Annotated in this window: 22 protein-coding genes and 1 tRNA gene; 8 read left to right on the top strand and 15 right to left on the bottom strand. The window is 63.4% G+C overall.

The genetic code is table 11. From position 1 onward, the window contains the following. Window positions 1–7 precede the first annotated feature (7 nt). Genes FJ972_RS17535 through gatC form a run of 3 tightly spaced genes read right to left on the bottom strand, consistent with a single transcriptional unit; the run spans window position 8 to window position 2326 of the window. Window positions 8–1573 carry an amidase gene (locus FJ972_RS17535; protein WP_140525252.1) on the bottom strand — a complete coding sequence of 522 codons (1566 nt, stop codon included), beginning with the start codon at window positions 1571–1573 and terminating at the stop codon, window positions 8–10. After that, window positions 1573–2031, bottom strand: a complete 459-nt coding sequence (locus FJ972_RS17530; RefSeq protein WP_140525253.1) for a GNAT family N-acetyltransferase — start codon at window positions 2029–2031, stop codon at window positions 1573–1575. Before FJ972_RS17530 ends, FJ972_RS17535 begins: the two co-directional genes overlap by 1 nt. A gap of 7 nt (window positions 2032–2038) precedes the next feature. Beyond that, entirely contained in the window at window positions 2039–2326 is a 288-nt protein-coding gene (gatC, locus tag FJ972_RS17525) for an Asp-tRNA(Asn)/Glu-tRNA(Gln) amidotransferase subunit GatC (protein ID WP_140498745.1), read from the bottom strand. A gap of 185 nt (window positions 2327–2511) precedes the next feature. Here gatC and FJ972_RS17520 point away from each other — a divergent pair, with 185 nt between their 5' ends. Beyond that, window positions 2512–3510, top strand: a complete 999-nt coding sequence (locus tag FJ972_RS17520; RefSeq protein ID WP_210241335.1) for an ISNCY family transposase — start codon at window positions 2512–2514, stop codon at window positions 3508–3510. A gap of 260 nt (window positions 3511–3770) precedes the next feature. On the opposite strand, the gene FJ972_RS17515 is transcribed toward FJ972_RS17520, so the two are convergent. Together FJ972_RS17515 and FJ972_RS17510 are read right to left on the bottom strand one after the other, a co-directional pair. Next, window positions 3771–4187, bottom strand: a complete 417-nt coding sequence (locus FJ972_RS17515) for a hypothetical protein (protein ID WP_140515339.1) — start codon at window positions 4185–4187, stop codon at window positions 3771–3773. 20 nt (window positions 4188–4207) lie between these two features. Next, window positions 4208–4903, bottom strand: a complete 696-nt coding sequence (locus tag FJ972_RS17510; protein WP_140498750.1) for a metal-dependent hydrolase — start codon at window positions 4901–4903, stop codon at window positions 4208–4210. Window positions 4904–5023: 120 nt separating this feature from the next. Here FJ972_RS17510 and ruvX point away from each other — a divergent pair, with 120 nt between their 5' ends. Then, on the top strand, window positions 5024–5530 hold the full coding sequence (ruvX, locus tag FJ972_RS17505; protein WP_140525331.1) for a Holliday junction resolvase RuvX: 507 nt from the start codon (window positions 5024–5026) through the stop codon (window positions 5528–5530). Here ruvX and FJ972_RS17500 read toward each other — a convergent pair. From FJ972_RS17500 to FJ972_RS17490, 3 genes are all read right to left on the bottom strand, one after another. Continuing rightward, a complete protein-coding gene (locus FJ972_RS17500; protein WP_140525332.1) occupies window positions 5448–5789 on the bottom strand; it encodes a DUF6105 family protein in 342 nt (113 codons plus the stop codon). The genes ruvX and FJ972_RS17500 overlap by 83 nt on opposite strands. Next, window positions 5789–6337 carry a hypothetical protein gene (locus FJ972_RS17495; RefSeq protein ID WP_140525333.1) on the bottom strand — a complete coding sequence of 183 codons (549 nt, stop codon included), beginning with the start codon at window positions 6335–6337 and terminating at the stop codon, window positions 5789–5791. The genes FJ972_RS17500 and FJ972_RS17495 overlap by 1 nt, the downstream gene beginning before the upstream one ends. A 118-nt stretch (window positions 6338–6455) precedes the next feature. Next, on the bottom strand, window positions 6456–8084 hold the full coding sequence (locus FJ972_RS17490; protein ID WP_140525334.1) for a DNA alkylation response protein: 1629 nt from the start codon (window positions 8082–8084) through the stop codon (window positions 6456–6458). A 149-nt stretch (window positions 8085–8233) separates the two neighbouring features. On the opposite strand from FJ972_RS17490, the gene FJ972_RS17485 reads away from it, so the two are divergent. Genes FJ972_RS17485 through dprA form a run of 4 tightly spaced genes read left to right on the top strand, consistent with a single transcriptional unit; the run spans window position 8234 to window position 12261 of the window. Beyond that, on the top strand, window positions 8234–9199 hold the full coding sequence (locus FJ972_RS17485; protein ID WP_140525335.1) for an aspartate carbamoyltransferase catalytic subunit: 966 nt from the start codon (window positions 8234–8236) through the stop codon (window positions 9197–9199). After that, entirely contained in the window at window positions 9196–10482 is a 1287-nt protein-coding gene (locus FJ972_RS17480; protein WP_140525336.1) for a dihydroorotase, read from the top strand. Before FJ972_RS17485 ends, FJ972_RS17480 begins: the two co-directional genes overlap by 4 nt. Before the next feature lie 58 nt (window positions 10483–10540). Beyond that, window positions 10541–11128 (top strand): glycerol-3-phosphate 1-O-acyltransferase PlsY, encoded by a 588-nt coding sequence (gene plsY, locus FJ972_RS17475; RefSeq protein ID WP_140515331.1) that lies wholly within the window; start codon window positions 10541–10543, stop codon window positions 11126–11128. Continuing rightward, the gene (gene dprA / locus FJ972_RS17470; protein ID WP_140525337.1) at window positions 11125–12261 is read left to right on the top strand and encodes a DNA-processing protein DprA; all 1137 of its coding nucleotides are present in this window, start codon (window positions 11125–11127) and stop codon (window positions 12259–12261) included. Before plsY ends, dprA begins: the two co-directional genes overlap by 4 nt. Window positions 12262–12270: 9 nt before the next feature. On the opposite strand, the gene FJ972_RS17465 is transcribed toward dprA, so the two are convergent. The 5 genes from FJ972_RS17465 to FJ972_RS17445 all read right to left on the bottom strand — a co-directional run bounded on the left by FJ972_RS17465 (window position 12271) and on the right by FJ972_RS17445 (window position 18454). Next, on the bottom strand, window positions 12271–12483 hold the full coding sequence (locus tag FJ972_RS17465) for a hypothetical protein (RefSeq protein WP_140525338.1): 213 nt from the start codon (window positions 12481–12483) through the stop codon (window positions 12271–12273). A gap of 49 nt (window positions 12484–12532) precedes the next feature. After that, the gene (gene otsB / locus FJ972_RS17460; protein ID WP_140525339.1) at window positions 12533–13336 is read right to left on the bottom strand and encodes a trehalose-phosphatase; all 804 of its coding nucleotides are present in this window, start codon (window positions 13334–13336) and stop codon (window positions 12533–12535) included. Beyond that, window positions 13336–15105, bottom strand: a complete 1770-nt coding sequence (locus FJ972_RS17455) for an alpha,alpha-trehalose-phosphate synthase (UDP-forming) (RefSeq protein ID WP_140525340.1) — start codon at window positions 15103–15105, stop codon at window positions 13336–13338. Before FJ972_RS17455 ends, otsB begins: the two co-directional genes overlap by 1 nt. Window positions 15106–15187: 82 nt before the next feature. Next, window positions 15188–17350 carry an amylo-alpha-1,6-glucosidase gene (locus FJ972_RS17450; protein WP_140525405.1) on the bottom strand — a complete coding sequence of 721 codons (2163 nt, stop codon included), beginning with the start codon at window positions 17348–17350 and terminating at the stop codon, window positions 15188–15190. 45 nt (window positions 17351–17395) lie between these two features. Next, window positions 17396–18454, bottom strand: a complete 1059-nt coding sequence (locus FJ972_RS17445) for a glycosyltransferase family 4 protein (protein WP_140525341.1) — start codon at window positions 18452–18454, stop codon at window positions 17396–17398. A gap of 167 nt (window positions 18455–18621) precedes the next feature. Here FJ972_RS17445 and FJ972_RS17440 point away from each other — a divergent pair, with 167 nt between their 5' ends. Further along, on the top strand, window positions 18622–19107 hold the full coding sequence (locus FJ972_RS17440; protein WP_140525342.1) for a hypothetical protein: 486 nt from the start codon (window positions 18622–18624) through the stop codon (window positions 19105–19107). 1 nt (window position 19108) lies between these two features. On the opposite strand, the gene FJ972_RS17435 is transcribed toward FJ972_RS17440, so the two are convergent. Further along, window positions 19109–19184: transfer RNA gene (locus FJ972_RS17435), tRNA-Lys, on the bottom strand. Between the two features lie 300 nt (window positions 19185–19484). Between FJ972_RS17435 and FJ972_RS17430 the strand changes: the two genes are divergently transcribed. Next, window positions 19485–19955 carry a BA14K family protein gene (locus tag FJ972_RS17430; protein WP_140669967.1) on the top strand — a complete coding sequence of 157 codons (471 nt, stop codon included), beginning with the start codon at window positions 19485–19487 and terminating at the stop codon, window positions 19953–19955. A 99-nt stretch (window positions 19956–20054) separates the two neighbouring features. Here FJ972_RS17430 and FJ972_RS17425 read toward each other — a convergent pair whose 3' ends face one another. Continuing rightward, window positions 20055–20522: a DUF6882 domain-containing protein gene (locus FJ972_RS17425; RefSeq protein WP_140525344.1), complete on the bottom strand. Its 468-nt coding sequence runs from the start codon at window positions 20520–20522 to the stop codon at window positions 20055–20057. Between the last annotated feature and the right edge of the window lie 11 nt (window positions 20523–20533).

Below are 20533 nucleotides of genomic sequence, written 5' to 3'. Positions count from 1 at the left end.
AACGATCCTACCACCACTTCTCCGGCTGGAACGTTCCGGCCGCCTGCTCGATGACGGCAGCGGTCTGGAACAGCGTCTCTTCTTCGAACGGCCTGCCGATCAGTTGCAGGCCGAGCGGCAAGCCCTTGGGGTCTAGGCCGGCGGGCACCGCAATGCCCGGCAGGCCCGCCATGTTCACGGTGACGGTGAAGATGTCGTTCAGGTACATCTTCACCGGATCGGAAGCCATGTCCTCGTCTGCAATGCCGAAGGCGGCAGATGGCGTCGCCGGTGTCAGGATGACATCAACGCCGGCGGCAAAGACGTTCTCGAAGTCCCGCTTGATCAGATTGCGCACCTTCTGCGCCTGCAGATAGTAGGCGTCGTAATAGCCCGCCGACAGCACATAGGTGCCGATCATGATCCGGCGCTTGACCTCGCGGCCAAAGCCGGCGGCGCGGGTCTTCTCATACATCTCGACGATGTCCTTGCCCGGCACGCGAAGGCCGTAGCGGACGCCGTCATAGCGCGCAAGGTTGGACGAGGCTTCGGCGGGCGCCACGATGTAATAGGCCGGTAGCGCGTATTTGGTGTGCGGCAAGGAGATGTCGACGATCTCGGCGCCAGCATCCCTGAGCCAGGCAATGCCCTTCTGCCAAAGGGCCTCGATCTCCTCCGGCATGCCGTCGACGCGGTATTCCCGGGGAATCCCAACCTTCATGCCCTTGATCGGCTTGCCGATCGCCGCCTCGTAGTCCGGCACCGGCCGGTCCACCGAGGTCGTATCCTTCGGATCGACGGAGGCCATCGATCTGAGCAGGATCGCGGCATCGCGCACGTCGCGCGCGATCGGCCCGGCCTGGTCGAGCGACGAGGCGAAGGCGACGATACCCCAGCGCGAGCAGCGGCCATAGGTCGGCTTGATGCCGACCGTGCCGGTGAACGCGGCCGGCTGGCGGATCGAGCCGCCAGTGTCGGTGGCCGTGGCGCCCGCGCACAGGAAAGCCGAGACGGCGGAGGCCGAGCCGCCCGACGAGCCACCCGGCACCAGCTGCGCATTGTCCAGGGTGCGCGCGGTCCTGGTGCCGCCGGCCGAAACGAAGCCGCCATCGCCCTGATGCGTGGTCGGCATCACCATCGTATCGACGCGCGAACGCCGCCACGGGTTGACCACCGGCCCGTAATAGGACGTCTCGTTGGACGAGCCCATGGCGAACTCGTCCATGTTGAGCTTGCCCAGCATGACCGCCCCGTCAGCCCACAGATTGGAGGTGACGGTCGATTCGTAATGCGGCTTGAAACCGTCGAGCACATGGCTGCAGGCCTGGGTGTGCACGCCCTCGGTGCCGAACAGGTCCTTAATGCCGAGCGGAATGCCTTCCAGCGCACCGCCCTCGCCTTTGACCAGCCTGGCGTCGGAGGCCTTGGCCATGTCGCGCGCCTTGTCGCCGGTCACCACGACGTAGGCGTTGAGCGCCGGATTGGCGCGCTCGATCGCAGCAAGATAGGCGTCGGCGATCTCGGTCGCGGTGATTTCCTTGGCGCGCAGCTTGGCGCGGGCCTGCGAAATCGTCAGTCGGGTCAGGTCGCTCATCAGGCAAGGCTCTTTTCGTAAAACACCGACCACTCGGAATCGGGATAATCCAGCACCGGACCGCAACGCGAGAAGCCGGAACGTTCATAGACAGCCCAGGCGGCAGGATGGCGATCGCCCGTCTCCAGCACCAGACGCTTCAATCCTTCCTCGCGCGCCAGCGCTTCGACACGCTCCACGATCCTGGCGCCGATTTTCTGGCCGCGATGCGTGGGCCGCGTGTACATGCGCTTGACCTCGCCGACGGCGCCGTCATGGCGCTTCAGCGCCCCGCAACCGATTGCAAAACCGTCGTCGCGGACGACGAAGACCGTGGTGTCCGGGCCGGCCATCTGCTCGACGGTCAGGTGATAGCAGTGTTCCGGCGGCGTCAGTTCGAGCAGCGTCTCGTTGAGCTCCGCGACCAAGCCGCGCACATCGTCCTGCAGCGGCGTCTCGATGGCGATTTCGATGGCCATCGGCCTGTTACTCCACGACCTTCGGCACGAGGAAGAAGTTCTCTTCCGTGGCAGGCGCGTTGGCGACGATGTCGGCAGCCTTGTTGCCGTCGGTGACGACGTCCTGGCGCTTCTTCATCCCCATCGGAGTTACCGAAGTCATCGGCTCGACCCCGGAAACATCGACCTCGTTCAGCTGTTCGACGAAGCCCAGTATGGCATTCAGCTCGCCGGTCATGCGTTCGGCATCTTCCTCGCTCACCGCAATGCGGGCGAGACGCGCGACGCGCTTCACTGTCTTGACGTCAACGGACATGTTTGTGCCTCGGGAAAACCAGCCCCGGCCTATAGCGGCGCCGCGCGCGGCGCGCAACATGTGCATGCCCACAATGTCGTAAGCACATGAGTTGTCCGGATTAGGTAGCACGTGAGTTGTCCGGTTTTATCGCCAGCGGATGGAGGCTGGGGATGAAGCGGACGGCATGGCTACAGGACCGGAGAATGCAAAAGTTTCGGGACGTATTGAGCCGCTGGAATGGTGGCGATCTTTCGATGATGGAGGCAGGGGAGTTGCTTGGCATGTCGGAGCGGCAATTCCGACGCTACCGCGACCGGTACGAAGAAGCTGGGGAAGCAGGGTTGCTGGATCGGCGCTTGGGCAAGCTTTCGACGCGTCGGGTGCCGGCGGAAGCGATTGAGGAGATGCTGGAGCTTTACCGTCATCGCTACCTCGGCTGGAATGTGAAGCATTTCCACGAGCACCTGCTGCGCGATCACCATTTCAGCTGGGGCTACACCTTCATCAAGACGCAGCTCCACGCGGCGGGCCTTGTGGAACGGGCCAAGCGGCGCGGTGCTCACCGGCGCAAGCGGGAGAGGAAGCCTTGCGAGGGGATGATGCTGCATCAGGATGGCAGCCGTCATCGATGGCTGGCGGGTGAGCCGATGCTGGACCTGATCGTGACGATGGACGATGCGACGAGCACGATCTATTCGGCCTTCCTGATCGAGGAGGAAGGCACGGCGTCGAGCTTTCAGGGCCTTCTGGAGACATTCGTCGCCAAGGGATTGCCATCGAGCCTCTACAGCGATCGCGGCAGCCACTATTTCGTGACGCTGAAGGCCGGCGAGGCGGTCGACAAAAGCCGGCTGACCCAGGTCGGCCGGGCGCTCGAGCGGCTGGGTATCGAACATATTCCAGCCTATTCCCCTGAAGCGCGAGGCCGCTCGGAGCGGATGTTCTCCACCTTGCAGGATCGGCTGCCGAGAGAGCTGGCGCTGGCCGGAATTGCCGACATCGAGGCCGCCAACCGGTTCATCGCACAGACCTACCTACCAGCTCACAATGCCCGCTTCGCCAGGCCGGCCGCGGTCGAGGACAGCGCCTTTGTCGCCGCAGACCCGCAACAACTGGCCCAGATCCTGTGCATCGAGGAGGAGCGCGTCGTTGCCCGCGATAACACGGTCGCCTTCGCGCGGCTGCGATTGCAGCTGCCATAGAGCCCGATCCGGCATCACTTCGTCAAAGCCACCGTCAAGGTCAGGCACTACCCGGATGGAACCCTGGCGATCTTTCACGGGCCGCGCCGCATCGCTCGCTACAGCTCTGACGGCGCCGCAATCGAAGACACTTGCCCCATCAGGCAAGCCGCGTGAACCGCTTCGACGCCAAAACAGAAGCGGACAGATCATGTGCTACCAAACCGGACAACTTGATTAGCTACCGACACATGTGCATGCCCACAATCGGGCAAATGACCTCACGGCGGGGCCATGCCCTCGCACAGATAGTAGCTGCCGCTGTTGCCGCTCGCCTCGCTCTCGTCTTCGATGGGCCGGACGGAGACGAGATCGATCTGAGTCGGGCTCATCTGCGTCACCGAGAGCACGTCGGGAAAAACGTAGCCCGGCTCCTGGCAAATGGCCGTCACCGCCCAGCTCGGCGAGCGTGTCGCCTTGCTGATCTGCAAGAACTCGCAATTGTATTCGACCCCTTGCAGGCCATGGGCCGACAGCACGATGTTGCCGGCATCGATCAGCGTCTGCAGGGTATCTTTCCTGGCCTGTGCGCAGAGCTCCTCGGACTTGAGGTATACTCCTTCAATGAAATCGTCCGCGGCAAGCGCCGGCGACGCCGCAAACAGCATCGAAACGCAAAGAGAGTTCCTCAAGCCCATGGTTTAATTCCGTTTTCAATTTATAGTGTGACCGCCTCGCCGATCCCAGGCACGACGACATTCACGCCCGAACCCTCCATTCCGGCGACGAATTTGTCGGGCGTCTGGTCGAGCAGGCCGAAAGTCGCATAGTGGCATGGCACGGCGACATCGAACTTGAAATAGCGGCGGCAGGCGAGAGCCGCGACAGCGCCTCCCATGGTAAAGCGGTCGCCGACCGGCACCAGGCCGATCTTCGGCTCATGCAGCTCGTTGACCAGCGCCATATCCGAGAAGATGTCGGTATCGCCCATGTGATAGAGCGTCTTGTCGTCCTGGAAATGCAGGACCAGCCCGCAGGGATTGCCCATATAGATGCCGTCCCCATAGGACGAGGAATGCAATGCCTGGACAAAAGTCGTCGTGAACGGGCCGCAGTCCACCGTGCCACCGGTGTTGCCCTGGTTGATATTGTTCTGGTCGACGCCCTGGCCGCCGAGATAGCCGCAGACCTCGGGGTTGGCGACCAGCATCGCTCCGGTCTTCTTGAGGATCTCGAGCGCATCGCCGACATGGTCTCCGTGACCATGCGTCAAAAGCACGTGAGTGACACCTTCGGCCGGGCCTTCCCAACTTTTCTTCCAAAGCGGATTGCCGCTCAGGAACGGGTCCATCAGGATGCTTGCGCCCGCCACCTCGATCTTGAAGGCGGATTGTCCGTACCAAGTGAGTTTCATCAGCGAGTTCCTCGATTTTTGTTCCGTCGGAGGATAGAACGGCGTCAGCTCAAGAGCAAAGTGTTACGGCCTCGCGTGTTCAAAACGCCGCGACGGCGCTGTCGGGTCAAAGGAAAACCGTTGGCTATCATTACCATCGAGGAATTGCCGGCACGGCTGGCTGGCGGCAGGACGCTTGCCGGGCTCGATCTCGGCGACAAGACCATCGGCGTCGCCGTTTCGGACCGTGGCTTTTCCTTCGCGCATCCGCGCCCGGTCATCATCCGACGGAAATTCTCGCTCGACGCGGCCGTGCTGCTGGATCTGCTGCAAAAGGAGAATGCCGGCGCGGTGGTGATTGGACTGCCGGTCAACATGGACGGCTCGGAAGGTCCGCGCGCGCAGAAATCGCGCGCCTTCGTACGCAACATGGCCGCCTTGAGCGACCTTCCCTTCCTGCTATGGGACGAGAGGCTGTCGACGGTAGCCGCTGAACGGACGCTGATCGAGATGGATTTTTCGCGCGCCAAACGCGCCGGCAAGATCGATTCGGCCGCCGCCGCCTTTATTCTGCAGGGAGTTTTGGACCGGCTTCGCTCGCTCGGTGCAGCCGCTCGAACTGCACCGGAACCGCCGGCCGCCTCCTGATCCAGCCGATGATTTCACGACGGCGGCGAAACGCCCAGATCGCCAGCAGCAGCAGGCCGTCGAATATACAGGCTCTTCCCACCATACCGGGAATGATTGCCGGGTCGATGCCGAGCATCTGGCCGTAGAGTTGGAAGACGAAATCATGCAACTGCCGGCTCAGCATGACGTAGCCGAAATTCATGTCGTTGAGCGACAGGTAGAACCAGCCCCAGAAAAGCGCCATCGGAGCCGCCCACAATGCGAAGATGTAACGCATCAGCGGCCTCCCTTCCGGGTCGGCTGGGGTCGGCCCGATATCAGCGAAAGCAGCGAATTGTGGGCTGCGGCCCTGGCCATGCTGTGCGCCGTGGCGTGGATTTCAACCTCATCCGATGTGGCCAGGGTGCGGCGCTCGGCAAGCATGGCGACATAGGAGGCCAGAAGTGCGGCCAATTGCACGGCGACGCCCAGGAACAGCCCGTTGATGCCTTGCGCCGCGCCTCCGACCAAGATCAGCGACAGCACGCCGGAAGCGCTGATGAAGGCGATGCGGGCAACGCTGTCGGCGCCCGGATTGCTGGCATTGTTGATCAGCGCCTCGACAAAAGCCCAGAAGAACAGCACCGCCACGACAAGCAGGGCCGTTGCCAGAGGCGCAACCACGACGACATTTTCGAGATCGACGAAGCGGGCGCTCTCGATCGTCACGCCCAGCACCCCAAGCGCCCCGGCCACGCCGCGGTTTCCATCGATGCAGATGATCGCCAGCAGGGCGAAAACGATCGTCCAGTGCAAGGCGAGAAAAGAGGTCAATACCTGTCGCATCGTGATTCCTGCTTCGACAGGAATCACAGTGGGCTTTGCCGCCAGCCCTCGCAACGGAAACCATTTGTTAAGGTTAACGGCGCGGGGGAATGACCAAGGCGTGGTCCATGGCTGCTGCTCAGGTGGTTGGCGGATAGAGCGTGTCGATGATCATGCGCGCATCATGGCGCGAATCGAGCATGCCGTAGGTGTTGCGCCACTGGCCCGCCAGCCGCGTCTCGACGAAGGCATCGGCGATCCGCCCTGCCCCCAACCGGCGCAATTCCGCCGCCGCCGCCGACAGCGCCAGTTGCTCCGTCAGCAGGCGGGCCGAGCCTTCGTCGGTCGCGGCGACTTGCATCGCCGCCTTCAGCACACCGATGGTGCCGCGTCCGCCCGCGCCCAGGTCGCGATCGATGCCGGCAAGCACCTCCTCGAATAGGCCCGGCGCGCGGCCAAGCACGCGCAGCACATCCAGCGCCATGACATTGCCCGATCCTTCCCAGATAGCGTTGACCGGAGCTTCGCGATAGTAGCGAGCGAGCGGCGCCTCCTCGACATAGCCGTTGCCGCCGAGGCATTCCATCGCCTCGTAGAGCAGCGGCGGCGCAATTTTGCAGACCCAATATTTGACGACCGGCGTCATGGCACGGGCAAAGGCCGCCTCGCCGCGATCGCTCGCCGCCTCGTCGAAGGAACGCGCCAGACGGAACGACAGCGCCGTGGCAGCGGCGACGTCGAGCGCCATGTCCGCCAGCACGCGCTGCATCAGCGGCTGCTCGATCAGGTTGGTGCCGAACACCTGGCGATGGCGGGCGTGATGAACGGCTTCGGCCAGACCCGCCCGCATGATCGCCGAAGACGCCACGGCGCAGTCGAGCCGGGTCAAGGTCACCATGTCCATGATCGTCTTCACGCCGGCGCCCGGCTCGCCGACCATCTCACCGATCGCGTTGACGAACTCCACCTCGGAAGACGCATTCGACCGGTTGCCGAGCTTGTCCTTCAGGCGCTGGAAACGGAAGCCGTTGCCCGAGCCGTCGCCAAGGACGCGCGGCACGAGGAAGCACGACAATCCCTCCGGCGCCTGCGCCAGCACCAGGAATGCATCCGACATCGGCGCCGACATGAACCATTTATGGCCGGTCAGGCGATAGAAGCCGCTGCCGACGCGCTCGGCCCTCGTTACATTGGCGCGCACGTCCGTGCCGCCCTGTTTCTCTGTCATGCCCATGCCAAGCGTAAGCCCGGTCTTCTCGACCGGCGGCTTTTGGCTCTGATCGTATTTGCGCGTCGTCACGCGCGGCGCCCACTCGCGGAACAGTTTCGGGCTCGCCATCAGCGCTGCCAGCGAAGCGCTGGTCATGGTGATGGGACACAGATGTCCGGTCTCGAGTTCGGCCGTCAGGTAGAACCGGGCCGCGCGCACCTGATGGCGGCGGCCGATCTCGGCATCGCCGTTCTCCCAGACCGAGGAGTGCAGCCCGTTGGCTACGGAACGGCGCATCAAAGCGTGATAGGCGGGGTGAAACTCGACCAGATCGATGCGCCGGCCCTGGCGATCATGCGTCCTGAGCCTCGGCGTTTCGACATTGGCGAGGCGGGCCAGTTCCTGGGCCTCCTGCGTCAGCACGAAGCGGCCGAGCCCGTCGAGATCCTTGCGCACCGGATCGGAAAAGCGCTCGGCAAGCTGGATCAGCAACGGATCGCCCCGCCAGGCGTTGCCGCCTGTCAGCGGCGGCGGCTGGTTCGTCACGTCGTCGGTCACGCTTCATCCTTACTGCCAGGCGGCTACGAATCCGGAGCCATCGGCTAGATATAGCCCAAGGCTCGCGACGAAAATACCGGGGAGAACAGCCGCAATCCAAAGCTGGCGCTTGCAGCCATGGAACGTCCACCCTATAGCAGCCCCTTGAGATGACCGACGCTTCGTCCCTGCCACTCTATCCCCACCGCCATCTTCTGGGCATCCGCGATCTTTCCCCCGCCGACATCGAGCTTCTGCTCGACAGGGCGGACCGGGCTGTCGCGATCTCGCGGCAATCCGAGAAGAAAACCTCGACACTGCGCGGCCGCACCCAGATCAACCTTTTCTACGAAGCCTCAACGCGGACGCAGTCGTCGTTCGAACTGGCCGGAAAGCGTCTCGGCGCCGACGTCATGAACATGTCGGTGGCGAGTTCCTCGGTGAAGAAGGGCGAGACGCTCATCGACACGGCCATGACGCTGAACGCCATGCGGCCCGACATATTGATCATCCGCCACCAGTCGGCCGGTGCGGCCGCCCTCCTGGCGCAGAAGGTCGGCTGCTCCGTGGTCAATGCGGGGGACGGCGCGCACGAGCACCCCACACAGGCGCTGCTTGACGCGCTGACCATCCGTCGCGCCAAGGGTCCGCTGTCGAAACTGATCGTGGCGATCTGCGGCGACATCCTGCATTCGCGCGTCGCCCGCTCCAACATCATGCTGCTCAATGCGCTCGGCGCGCAGGTGCGCGTCGTCGCACCCTCGACGCTGCTGCCTGCGGGCATCGACAGGATGGGTGTGATCGTCACCGGCTCAATGGCCGAGGGCCTGAAAGATGCCGACGTGGTGATGATGCTGCGCCTGCAGCGCGAGCGAATGGAAGGCGCCTTCGTGCCTTCGGTGCGCGAATATTTCCGCTATTTCGGCCTCGACGCCGAGAAGCTGAAGGCCGCGAAAGACGATGCGCTGGTGATGCATCCGGGCCCGATGAACCGTGGCGTCGAGATCGCTTCGGAAATCGCCGACGGCCCGCAGAGCGTCATCCAGGAACAGGTCGAGATGGGCGTCGCCGTGCGCATGGCGGTGATGGAAGCGCTGCTCGATCCGCGCCGCAACCATGAGGGCCGCGGCGCATGACCATTACGGTGTTCGAGCGCGCCCGCATCATCGACCCCTCGCGCGGCGTAGACGAGACCGGGACGGTCATCGTCGACGGGAAGAAGATAGCCGCCGCCGGCAAGGCTGCGCTGAACCAGGGGGCGCCCGAGGGCGCCACCATCATCGACTGCGCCGGCAAGGCGGTCATTCCAGGCCTGATCGACGGCCGCGTCTTCATCGGCGAACCGGGCGGAGAACATCGCGAAACGATCGCGTCGGCAAGTGTCGCCGCGGCTGCCGGCGGCGTCACCTCGATCGTCATGATGCCCGATACCGATCCGGTCATCGACAATGTGGCCCTGGTCGAATTCGTGCTGCGCACCGCCAAGGACACGGCAATCGTGAATATTTTCCCGGCCGCAGCCATCACCAAGGGCCTCGACGGCCGCGAGATGACCGAATTCGGGCTGCTGCGCGAGGCCGGCGCCGCCGCCTTCACCGACGGCCGCCACACCATATCAAGCGCGCTGGTGATGCGCCGGGCGCTGACTTATGCCCGCGATTTCGGCGCAACCATCGTGCACGAAACCCAGGATGCCGACCTCGCGTCGTCGGGCGTGATGAACGAGGGACTCTACGCCAGCTGGCTGGGGCTTTCCGGCATTCCGCGTGAAGCCGAAACCATCCCGCTGGAGCGCGACCTTGCCCTGGCGCGCCTGACGCGCGGCTCCTACCACGCGGCAAAGATATCGACGGCGATGGCGGCGGCATCGGTGGCGCGCGCGAAGACCGACGGCGCGACCGTCACATCGGGCGTGTCGATCCACAATCTGTCACTCAACGAAAACGATGTCGGCGAATATCGCACCTTCTTCCGGTTGACCCCGCCGCTGCGCGCCGAGGAAGACCGCCTGGCGATGATCGAAGCGATCAGGGACGGCACGGTCGACATCATCGTCTCCTCGCACGATCCGCAGGACGTCGACACCAAGCGCCTGCCCTTCGCCGACGCCGCAGCCGGCGCCATTGGGCTCGAAACGTTGCTGGGCGCCGCCTTGCGGCTCTACCACAATGGCGACGTGCCGCTGCCGCGGCTGATCGAGACCTTGTCCACGGCGCCGGCAAGGCTGTTCGGCCTGCCTGGCGGCACGCTCAAGCCCGGCGCTGTCGCGGACCTTGCGCTTGTCGATCTGGATGAACCCTGGATCGTCAGCGAAAGCGGCATTCGCTCGCGCTCGAAGAACACCTGTTTCGAAGGCGCGCGCCTGCAGGGCAAGGTCTTGCAAACGCTGGTGGCGGGCCGCACAGTGTTCTCGGTCTGAGCTGGCGGCGGCGCATCGCGCCGAATTCAGCCCGTCAGGGGGAAATGCGGGGGGAACAATGACTTACAACCTGATCCCGGCGCTGGTGCTCGGCTATTTCTTGGGCTCGATTCCGTTCGGGCTTCTGCTGACCCGTGCGGCAGGGCTTGGCGACGTGCGCCAGATCGGCTCCGGCAACATCGGCGCGACAAATGTGCTACGCACCGGCAACAAGGGCCTTGCCGCGGCCACGCTGCTGCTCGACGCGCTGAAGGGCACGGCCGCGGTGCTGATCGCGGGCCATTTCGCGCCCGAACTCGGCGCTTGGGCCGGCCTTGGCGCCTTCCTCGGCCATCTCTTCCCGATCTGGCTCGGATTCAAGGGAGGCAAGGGCGTCGCCACCTATCTCGGCGTGCTGATCGGCCTTGCCTGGCAGGTGGCGCTGATCTTCGCCATCGTCTGGCTGGCCATGGCATTCCTGTTCCGCTACTCCTCGCTTGCAGCGCTGACGGCCGCGGTCGCCGTGCCGATCGCCCTCTATTTCCTGAGCACACCGCAGATTGCCGCATTGTTCGTCGTGATGAGCCTGATCGTCTTCATCAAGCACCGGGCCAACATTTCACGCCTGCTTGCCGGCACCGAGGGCAAAATCGGGGCGAAGGAGTGAGCAAGCCGCTCGCCGGACCGCGCCTCAGCGACCGGCAGCGGTTGAGCTGGCTGCGGCTGATCCGCACCCAGAATGTAGGTCCTGCCTCCTTTCGCGACCTGATCAACCGCTTCGGTTCGGCCGAAGTCGCGCTGGAAATGCTGCCGGAACTGATGATTTCGGGCGGCGCCAGCAGGATCGCCCGCATTCCCTCGATCGCCGAGGCCGAAGCGGAACTGGAGGCCGCAAGGCTGGCAGGCGCCCGCTTTGTCGGTATCGGCGAGCCGGACTATCCCGCCCTGTTGAAAAACATGGACCATCCGCCGCCGCTGCTGGCGGTGAAAGGCGAAGGCGCGGTGTTTCGGCTGCCCGCGGTGGCTATCGTCGGCGCCCGCAACGCCTCGCTCGCCGGCATCAAGATGGCGCGCATGCTGGCGACCGACCTTGGCCGCGACGGTTACGCCATCATCTCCGGCCTCGCGCGCGGCATCGACACTTCAGCACATCAGGGCAGCCTCTCGACCGGCACGATCGGCGTGCTGGCCGGAGGCCTCGATCTGCCCTACCCGCCTGAGAATGCCGGCCTGTGCGACGAGATCGTCGAGCGCGGCGGCGCCATCATTTCGGAGATGCCGTTCGGCTGGCAGCCGCGTGCCCAGGATTTTCCGCGCCGCAACCGCCTCGTCGCGGGCGCGGCAGTCGGTCTGGTGGTGGTCGAGGCGGCGCAGCGTTCCGGGTCCCTGATCAGCGCCAGGCTCGCAGGCGAAATGGGCCGGCTGGTCTTCGCCGTACCCGGCTCGCCGCTTGATCCACGCGCCGCCGGCACCAATGGCCTGCTCAAGGACGGTGCCACCTTGGTCACCGAAGCCGCCGACATTCACAGGGCAATCGCGCCGCTGACCGGTTTGCGGGCCCCCGAACTGCCGCCCTTTGAAGATCCCCCCGATTTCTCGGCCACGCCGCCACCCGGCGAGAACGACCGCGCCAGGGTGACCGAAGCGCTCGGCCCGACGCCGGTGGCGATCGACGAGATCATCCGCCACACCGGCCTGCATCCGGCCCAGGTGTTCATGGTGCTCCTGGAGCTCGACCTCGCCGGCCGGCTCGAACGGCATGCCGGCGGCAATGTCTCGCTGGTCTTCGCGGAAGGCTGACAGCCTCCGTCAGTGGTGATCGCGCTTCTTCTGTTCGGTCTCGGTATAGTCGGGCGTGTTTGCGCCGAACAGGTCCCTCTCGACGGCCTTTCGCCAGACGGCGTCGGCATCTTCGGGACGTGATGGATCGAAAGTTGTCTCGGTGTCCTGCATACGCCGGCGCGAACGCCGCCAGAGCCATGCGGGCATGATCTCGTGAATGAGGCTGGTGAACTGGCCCATTGATCAACTCCTGAAACCCGTTCTTCAAAGGCGCAATGCGTTTTGCCCCTCAACTCTGCCGGACAGTGGGCTGGACCGCCTCCTCAAACCGGCTCGTGCCGGATCGGTCGTGGCATAGGGATTCAAGCCAGGCCAGGGTCTCGCCGACATCGGCCAGCGCGTGGCGCGCCACGGTTTTCCCTTGCGGTTTGATGCGGACCGAAATGCCATCCATTTCATTGACGGCTTCGAAGCCGTTCTCATCCGACGTGTCGTCTCCGAGGAATACGGGAACCCGCCCCCGGAAAGCCGGCAACTCGCAGAAACGCCTGATTGCCGCTCCCTTGGCCGCTTCGAGCGGCATCAGTTCCACCCCGGCATTGCCGGCAAGAACCCGATATCCCTGCGGAAGCCGCTCCAGTGCCTGTTCGACCAGTTGCGTCGCCCGTTGCAGCAACTGCGGCGCCGCACGCGTATGAATGGCCAGGATCGGGCCCTTGCGCTCGATATAGACATCCACATTGTCCAGTTCCGCCTCGATTTCCTCGGCAAGCGCGGCAATGTCGGCGGGCTCGTCGGCCGCCTCGACAGGCCCGTCACGGACAAGCCGGTGCTCCAGGCCGTATAGACCCGCAGCCGGCAGGCGCAGCGGCTGGAAGAGCCGGTCGACGGCGGAAACGGATCTTCCTGTAATGAAAGCAAGAGCGCCAGCCAGACGCCCGTCTAGTCTTGTCAGCATGCTTCGCAACGCATCGCCGACGACCACCGCGTCGGGATGCGCGGCATGTTCCAGAAGCGTACCGTCAATGTCCAGGAAGAGTGCCCATCGGCCTTGCGGGACGGTCGGCACGGACAGATTTGCCGATCCCGACATCACAGCGCCGCGACCCGTTTGCGATCAAGCAGCGATATCACATTGGCCGCGGCAACGGAGCCCGGCCCGGCGGGGTCGATCGCGATTCGCTTGCGCAAGCGGGCGGCGTCGAGAAGCATGCTGCCCGCCCAGCGATAGACATTGTTGTCGCGGACGATCTCGCGCATGCGCTGCATGCGCTGGCGCTGCTCGGCGGGCACCATGGTCAATGCCTGCAGCAACGCCTCGGCCATCATCGTCGCGTCGTAAGGATTGACGATCAGCGCCTCGAGAAGCTCCTTGGAAGCGCCGGCAAACATGCTGAGCATCAGCACGCCCTGCTCGTCGTCGCGTGCGGCGACAAATTCCTTGGCGACCAGGTTCATTCCGTCGTGCAGGCTGGTCACCATGCAGACATCGGCGGCCCGGTAGATTTCGTAGACCTGCTCCTGGGAATGGTGTTCAGCCACCATCAAGACAGGCGTGTAGCCGTCCCGGCCATAACGCTCGTTGAGCTCCGCCGCGCAACGCAGGCATTCCTCGTGCAGTTGCTGGTAGGCCGGCAAGGTTCCACGGCTTGGCGCCGCGATCTGCAGGAAGGCCACCTTGCCGATCCACTCCGGGTGTTGCTTGAACAGTTCGTCCAATGCGTGAAACCGGTCGAGAATGCCTTTCGTATAATCGAGGCGCTCGACGCCGACACAGAGGCTGACATTGTCCGCCAGCCCGAATTTTTCGCGAATGCGCGCGCGGCACTGCGCGATGGCGGGCAATTTCCCGAGTTGAGCCGGCGGCCACTCTATCGAGATCGGATAGGCGTGGACCAGGCTGGTCTGGCCGCCGTAGGAAATGGCCGAATCCTCGCGCTCGATCCTGCTTTCCAGGAAGCGGTCGACGCTCTCGATGAAGTTGTTGCAGTGGAACTGCGTATGAAAGCCGATGATCGAGCTCCCCAGCAGGCCGTCCAGGATCTTTTCCCGCCAGGGGCAGATGCTGAAGACTTCCGAATTCGGCCACGGAATGTGCCAGAAGGTGATGATGATCGCATCGGGCAGGCGTTCCCGGATCATTCGCGGCAGCAGCGCGAAATGATAATCCTGGACGAGGACGATCGGGCGTTCGTTCCGGGCTTCGGCAACGACGGTATCGGCGAATTTGCGATTGACGGCTTCGTATGTTTCCCAGTCGGACGTGCGGAAGACGGGCCTCGTAAAGGCTATGTGGCACAGGGGCCAGAGACCCTCATTGGCAAAGCCCAGGTAATAGCCTTGCTGTTCCTCGTCGGTCAGCCAGACACGGCGCAACGTGTAGGACGGGTTCTCAGGTGGGACCTCGATGCGGTCGTGCTGGTCGACGACGAGATGATCCGCCGAACCGCCGCCATAGGCTATCCAGGTCCCCGCGCAGGCACGGGTGATCGGCTCCAGCGCCGAGACAAGTCCACTGGCCGGCACAACCAGGTCGACATTGTCGTCCCTGAGATTGTGAATGTAGGGCTCGCGGTTGGAGACGACGATCACTTGCGCGTCCGGCAGTTCCTTTGCCAGTATTTCGCGCAGTGTCGAGGGTGACCAGTTGACGAGCGCCGCGTCGGCGGAATGGCCATTCTTTTCGAACTCCCGCAATACGACGCGAGCCGGTGGAGGCTCGACATTCGCCGGCTCCGACGGGGTCCGGCGGGATCGCAGCGCGGAAATCACCAAGGCAACAAGGGAAACGCAGAGGCTGGCAAGAATGACGAACCATAGAGCGGAGGCAGAGTGGAGGAAGTCAAAATTGTTGTCTGGCATCGATGTGAATTGCTCCGGCCTAGGTCGCGCCTCTCCGCGGGGGAGATGGTGCAACGCACGTCGCCGGTGATGGTTCCGGTTTTTAGCTGCGCACGATCAAAGGCGCCAACCCTTCATGGCGGTCGGCCAGGAACGCGCCCACACGATCTCCTACACGCTGGAACGTCAGGTCGACTGCCGTGCCCGCCACCGCGAGATGGCGGATCACCAGGCTGTCGATGCCGATTGGCAGGCGCGGCCTTGTGACATGGATTTCGCCGGCCCAGCCGTCGATATGGAGGCCCAGACAGGCCTGCATCAGCATGAAGGCGGAACCTGCCGACCAGGCCTGCGGCAGGCAAGCGACCGGATACGCGATCGGCGCCTCGCCCGGTGCGCGGGTGAAGCCGCAGAAAAGTTCGGGCAGGCGCATGTTGAAATGGACGGCGGATTCGAACGTCCCGCTCATCAGCCGCACCACATTGTCGCGAATGCCGTACCGCGCAAGGCCTGCCGCGCATATCGCCGTGTCGTGCGGCCAGATGGAGCCATTGTGATACGACATGGGATTGAAGAATATTGCGTCGTCGGCGAGCGTCCTCAATCCCCAGCCGGAGTGAAAAGAAGCCGACAGCAACTGATCGGCGACGATCCGCGCCCGATCCGGATCCGGAAGCCCCACATAGAGCAGATGTCCAGCATTGGACGTGCGCACCTCGCATGGTCGGCCGTCGCCATCGAGCGCCAGCGCGTAGTAACCCAGCTCTTCGATCCAGAAATGACTTTCAACCCGCCGGCGGATCTCTTCGGCCCGCCTTTCCCAGCCTTCCGCCTTTTCTGTCTCGCCTCGCCGGCGAGCCAGTCTCGCCAGCCCCTGGAACGCCGCGAAGACGTAGCCCTGCACCTCGACCAGCGCGATCGGCCCCTTCGGGATACGACCGTCTGCATGAAAGACCGAATCAAAGCTGTCCTTCCATCCCTGGTTGGCGAGGCCTGACTCCGCCGCACGCCGGTAGGTGACGAATCCGGTCGAAGCGCTTGCCGCCTCGATCCATTCGGCGGCTGCACATAGCGACTGCCACAGGCCGTCGATAAAGACCATGTCGCCGGTGCGGTCCGCGTAAGCGCAGGCGAGATGAACGTAGAGCGGGGTGGTGTCGACGCCGCCATAGTAGCGGCCGAACGGCAACTCGCTCAGCGCCGTCATTTCACCTTTGCGCGTTTCATGCATGATCTTGCCGGGCTGAGAGTCGCTGAAGGGCGAGGTTTCGGTCGCCTGATGTTGCGCGAGAAAGGCAAGCACGCCGCGCGCCAGGCCGGGATTGAGCCAGAGCATCTGCAACGCCGAGATCACGCCGTCTCTGCCGAAGGCCGTCGAGAACCACGGAATGCCGGCATAGGGATAAGGGCCGGTCGCGAGTTCGGTGGTGAGCAGCGCCACATCGGCACGGGCGCGCTCCATCCAGTCGTTGAACACCCTGCCCGAACTGTGCAGCGTCGCGCCATGGCGGCGCTTGGCGCGCATGCCGAAACGCGCGCGCGCCGCTGCGGCGCGAAACCGGTCGCGGTCGGGCACATCGGCCATCTCGCTGCCGACCTCGACATACAGTGTCTTGCGGCTGCGTTTGGTGACTGCAATGAAGAAATCCGCCCGGTCGGAGGTCAATTCGTCGGGTTTCTGCGAAAACGATATCGTCGACGTACGCACCACCTTGTCCAGGCCTTCATAGCGAAGCAGAACCGAGTTCTGGTCCATCTCGGCGGTATGGGCGGTGCCTCGTTTGGCGCGTGTCGAGCCACGAACTTCGAACATGTCGCGGAAATCGGCGGCGAAGCGCAGCGAAAGCAGGACGGTCGAATGTTCCTGGCTGTAGTTGGAAAGGGTCAGGCGCTCATACAGCCGGTCCTCCCACAGCAGCCTGACACGCTCGATGTGGATCGCTCCTTGCGGGATGGGACGGCCGCCGGCACTCTCTATAGGCAGATTGGTCAGGTTGGAGGTGAACAGGACATTGTCCTGGCTCAGCGATGCGCCCAGCAGCGACGTCGAACGACCGCCCACCGCGAGGCGGAATTCGGAAAGCACGCGCGTGTCGTCGCGGAAGAAGCCGTCGCCCACACCGCGTATGTCGCCATAGGAATCGGCGACGGCGAAGCAGTCGCCATGCTTGAGTGCGAAGAGCCGGTGCGGTTCCCTCGGCGCGGTTTCGTCCAGGGAGGCCAGGGCTATTGCGGGATCAAGCTTGCGCTCGTCAAGTTGGGTGATGGTCAAGAAGACTGTCCCGTGCTTGTTTCTGAACGGGGCACTGTACTAGGAAGCCCTGATTTGTTGAGTGTCGATCGCCTGTGAATAGGTGGCGACATAGTCGCGCGCCATGCGGTCGGCCGAGAACCGTCCTTCGAAAACGGCCCTTATCCGGCGCCTGTCGAGCTGAAGCAGGGCCGGCATGGTGGCGACGGCATCCTCGAGGGTTTCGACGACGAAGCCGGTCACACCGTGATCGATGATCTCGGGCATGGCGCCGCAGCTCCAAGCCATGACAGGGGTTCCGCAGGCCATCGCCTCGATTACCGCCAGACCAAAAGGCTCGGGCCAGTCGATGGGGAACAGCAAGGCAGCGGCATTGCCGAGAAACCTGCTCTTCTGGTCCTCGCTGATCTCGCCGACATATTCGACGCGATCGCCATCGATCAGCGGCTGGACGACCTCCTCGAAATAGGCCCGGTCGCCGTCGCCCACCTTGGCCGCGAGCTTGAGCCTCAGGCCCGTGCGCCTGGCAATCTCGATCGCCCGGTCCGGCCGCTTGTCGCGCGACATCCTGCCGAGGAACGCCAGATATGTGCCGTCGGAGCCGGCTTCAAAATCCGGCCTATAGAGATCGAGCGGCAGCCCATGATGGATGGTCGCCAACCAGTTGGCGGACGCGAGCCTCGTCCTCTGGCTGCGTGAAATGGAAATCATCGGAAAACGCGGGAACCGCTCATAGGCCTGTGCCAGATCCACATAGTCCAGCCTGCCATGCGGCGTCGTCACCGTGCGCTCCGGCATATGGCGGAAAAACGGGAAATGCAGGAAGTGGCTGAGATGGAAGTGAAGAATGTCGAAATCGTCGGCCTGTTTCCTGACTTCCTCGAGCATCGAAAGATGCGCCGCGATCTCCGACTTCAACGGCCGGGGATCGAGGCGCAGCGCCCGTTCCCGGCACGCGACCAGCCGGGCGGAGGTCCTGGTATCGCCGCTGGCAAACAACGTTACATCGTGGCCGAGCCCGACCAGAGCTTCGGTGAGATAGGAGATGATGCGTTCGGTGCCTCCATAGAGCCTTGGCGGCACGGATTCATACAGCGGCGCGATATGGGCGATCTTCATTGGCCTGCGTTCCCTCAATAAGCTGGTCAAAGGCAAAAATGCATCAGCGGCGCGATCGTTCCTCCGCCATCGGCAGATGCGTCATTTCTCATGTTTGATGTTCTTCCGGGCGGCCCTATCTCTTTAGGTGCTGCTCCTGCGCGCCATGACGACCCGAGGAGGTTCCGATGCAGCAATCAAAGGACATTGCAGCCCGCCGGCTTGACATGATCATCGAACAATATGTCGAAGCTAGAAAACAGCGCTTCGGCTATGTTTCGACGGACCAGGCCGCCAGGGTGATTCACAGAATCCTGAAACCCACGCCTTCCGACCGCAGCTTTTCGGACCACGAACTCGACGACATGGTCGCGGCCCTCGCCGTCAAGAACGGGTTGGCCGTCGTCTTTGACCGCGGCATCAGAGGATCGGTCGGCGGCACCGAGGCGGAGCTGGACAGAAAGGATCCGACCATGAGAGCACCAGCGGAAGGCCCCGACGTTGCCGGCGCGGTGGACGCGATCCTGATTCAGCAAAAAACCGCCCCGCTTTCGATGAGCGCGATGATCTCCCTGCTGCGCCAACGCACCGGCACCACCCGATCGGACGCGGATCTGGAAGGACTGATCGCCAAAAAAGCCGCTGTCCTGAACGTGCATTTGTCACGGGACTGAGTGGTGAGCGCGTCGGGGTTCGAACCCGAGACCTACTGATTAAAAGTCAGTTGCTCTACCGGCTGAGCTACGCGCTCCCGTGGGCTGGAAACGGCGCCCTCGAAATTGCGCGGAACATAGGGAGAGTGCCTCGACCGGTCAACCGGAAAAAACGGGGCCACCAAGCCATGCGTTCCCGCCGTGCCGGCTCTCCCGGCCGACCGTTTCGGCAAGGACATGCCGAACCTTTGCCAGCCAGGCGAAGACCCTGTGGCCTCCATCGATCCCAAACCGGAGAAACATTACAAATCAGCAACTTGCCTTTTTTTCCAGGAACAATTCGCGAGCGTGTCCGTTTCCTCCGCCACAAGGGACGTCAACCTCTCAAGGAGAAGATCATGAACAAAGTCCTGTCGGGTTTGCTGGCGACCACACTGTCAGCTTCGTTCGCAGTGGCGGCGGCCATGCCGGTCGAAGCCGCACCGGCCTATGTGCCGCAGCCTGCATCGGTCTCGTCCGATGTCCAGACCGTGCAGTACAGGCCCTGGGAGCGGCGCCGTAACTTCCGCGGCGAGTTTCGCGGCAACCGCAACTTCTACCGCGACAACCGCGGAGCCTACTGGAACGGCCATCGCGGCTACCGTGAATATCGCCCGGGCTATCGCCGTCACGGCGATTTCTGGTTCCCGCTGGCTGCTTTCGCCACTGGCGCGCTGATAACCGGCGCGATCGCCAACAACCGGAACCGCGTCTATGAAGGCAATTCGCATGTGCAGTGGTGCTATGACCGTTACCGTTCCTACCGCGCATCCGACAACACGTTCCAGCCGTATAACGGCCCGCGCCAGCAGTGCATTTCACCCTACTGATGGGCGACAGTGTTCGTCAGAGGGATAGAAAGTCAAAGCCCGTGCCGGAAATGGCGCGGGCTTTCTGTCGTGCGAGGACGGTCCCCGGGCAGGCTGTGATCAGCTGGCCCAATTAATGGTCTTGAAGATATAATAAAGTGCGCCACCTTCACCACGGGGTGATCGGTACGCTCCGACGGCATCGCAAATTCGAACCGTGACGGCCGCCAATTCCCAACCCAGCACTTCCAGCTGATCCCCATCTATCACGTAAGCCTGAGCCAGTTCGTCAATGCCGTTCTTCTCGCCGAAGAACCGAACCAGCTTTGCATCTCTAAGAAGACTATCGGGCAGATTTGAATTTGCCCACGCCCAGAGCCAGTTCTGTGCCTTGACATTCGTGGAACCGGCGATCTGGATTTCGGTGATCACCTTGATCGCTCCGTCCTTGGAGAACAAGAGCTTTCCGTTGCTCAAGTCATAGCGCGACCAGTGGCCGATGCGGAATTCTTCCTCCAAGCGCTTATTCTTGGCCTCAAGTTGTTTGATAGCCTCGGCGCGCCAAGCAGAGTACCAGTTTGGCTTCATTTCCCCCTCGC

Source organism: Mesorhizobium sp. B2-1-1 (assembly GCF_006442975.2).
GTDB lineage: Bacteria > Pseudomonadota > Alphaproteobacteria > Rhizobiales > Rhizobiaceae > Mesorhizobium.
Note: the sequence above shows the minus strand (reverse complement) of the source record. Positions and strands in the feature narration are given on the sequence as shown.

Coding starts and splice junctions, on each gene's coding strand:
- plsY (WP_140515331.1), top strand. CDS start 10,541: ATGACTTACAACCTGATCCCGGCGCTGGTGCTCGGCTATTTCTTGGGC.
- FJ972_RS17455 (WP_140525340.1), bottom strand. CDS start 15,105: ATGCCAGACAACAATTTTGACTTCCTCCACTCTGCCTCCGCTCTATGG.
- FJ972_RS17480 (WP_140525336.1), top strand. CDS start 9,196: ATGACCATTACGGTGTTCGAGCGCGCCCGCATCATCGACCCCTCGCGC.
- FJ972_RS17485 (WP_140525335.1), top strand. CDS start 8,234: ATGACCGACGCTTCGTCCCTGCCACTCTATCCCCACCGCCATCTTCTG.
- FJ972_RS17425 (WP_140525344.1), bottom strand. CDS start 20,522: ATGAAGCCAAACTGGTACTCTGCTTGGCGCGCCGAGGCTATCAAACAA.
- FJ972_RS17530 (WP_140525253.1), bottom strand. CDS start 2,031: ATGGCCATCGAAATCGCCATCGAGACGCCGCTGCAGGACGATGTGCGC.
- otsB (WP_140525339.1), bottom strand. CDS start 13,336: ATGTCGGGATCGGCAAATCTGTCCGTGCCGACCGTCCCGCAAGGCCGA.
- gatC (WP_140498745.1), bottom strand. CDS start 2,326: ATGTCCGTTGACGTCAAGACAGTGAAGCGCGTCGCGCGTCTCGCCCGC.
- FJ972_RS17515 (WP_140515339.1), bottom strand. CDS start 4,187: ATGGGCTTGAGGAACTCTCTTTGCGTTTCGATGCTGTTTGCGGCGTCG.
- FJ972_RS17440 (WP_140525342.1), top strand. CDS start 18,622: ATGCAGCAATCAAAGGACATTGCAGCCCGCCGGCTTGACATGATCATC.
- FJ972_RS17500 (WP_140525332.1), bottom strand. CDS start 5,789: ATGCGTTACATCTTCGCATTGTGGGCGGCTCCGATGGCGCTTTTCTGG.
- FJ972_RS17535 (WP_140525252.1), bottom strand. CDS start 1,573: ATGAGCGACCTGACCCGACTGACGATTTCGCAGGCCCGCGCCAAGCTG.
- FJ972_RS17445 (WP_140525341.1), bottom strand. CDS start 18,454: ATGAAGATCGCCCATATCGCGCCGCTGTATGAATCCGTGCCGCCAAGG.
- FJ972_RS17465 (WP_140525338.1), bottom strand. CDS start 12,483: ATGGGCCAGTTCACCAGCCTCATTCACGAGATCATGCCCGCATGGCTC.
- FJ972_RS17520 (WP_210241335.1), top strand. CDS start 2,512: ATGCAAAAGTTTCGGGACGTATTGAGCCGCTGGAATGGTGGCGATCTT.
- FJ972_RS17495 (WP_140525333.1), bottom strand. CDS start 6,337: ATGCGACAGGTATTGACCTCTTTTCTCGCCTTGCACTGGACGATCGTT.
- FJ972_RS17510 (WP_140498750.1), bottom strand. CDS start 4,903: ATGAAACTCACTTGGTACGGACAATCCGCCTTCAAGATCGAGGTGGCG.
- FJ972_RS17430 (WP_140669967.1), top strand. CDS start 19,485: ATGAACAAAGTCCTGTCGGGTTTGCTGGCGACCACACTGTCAGCTTCG.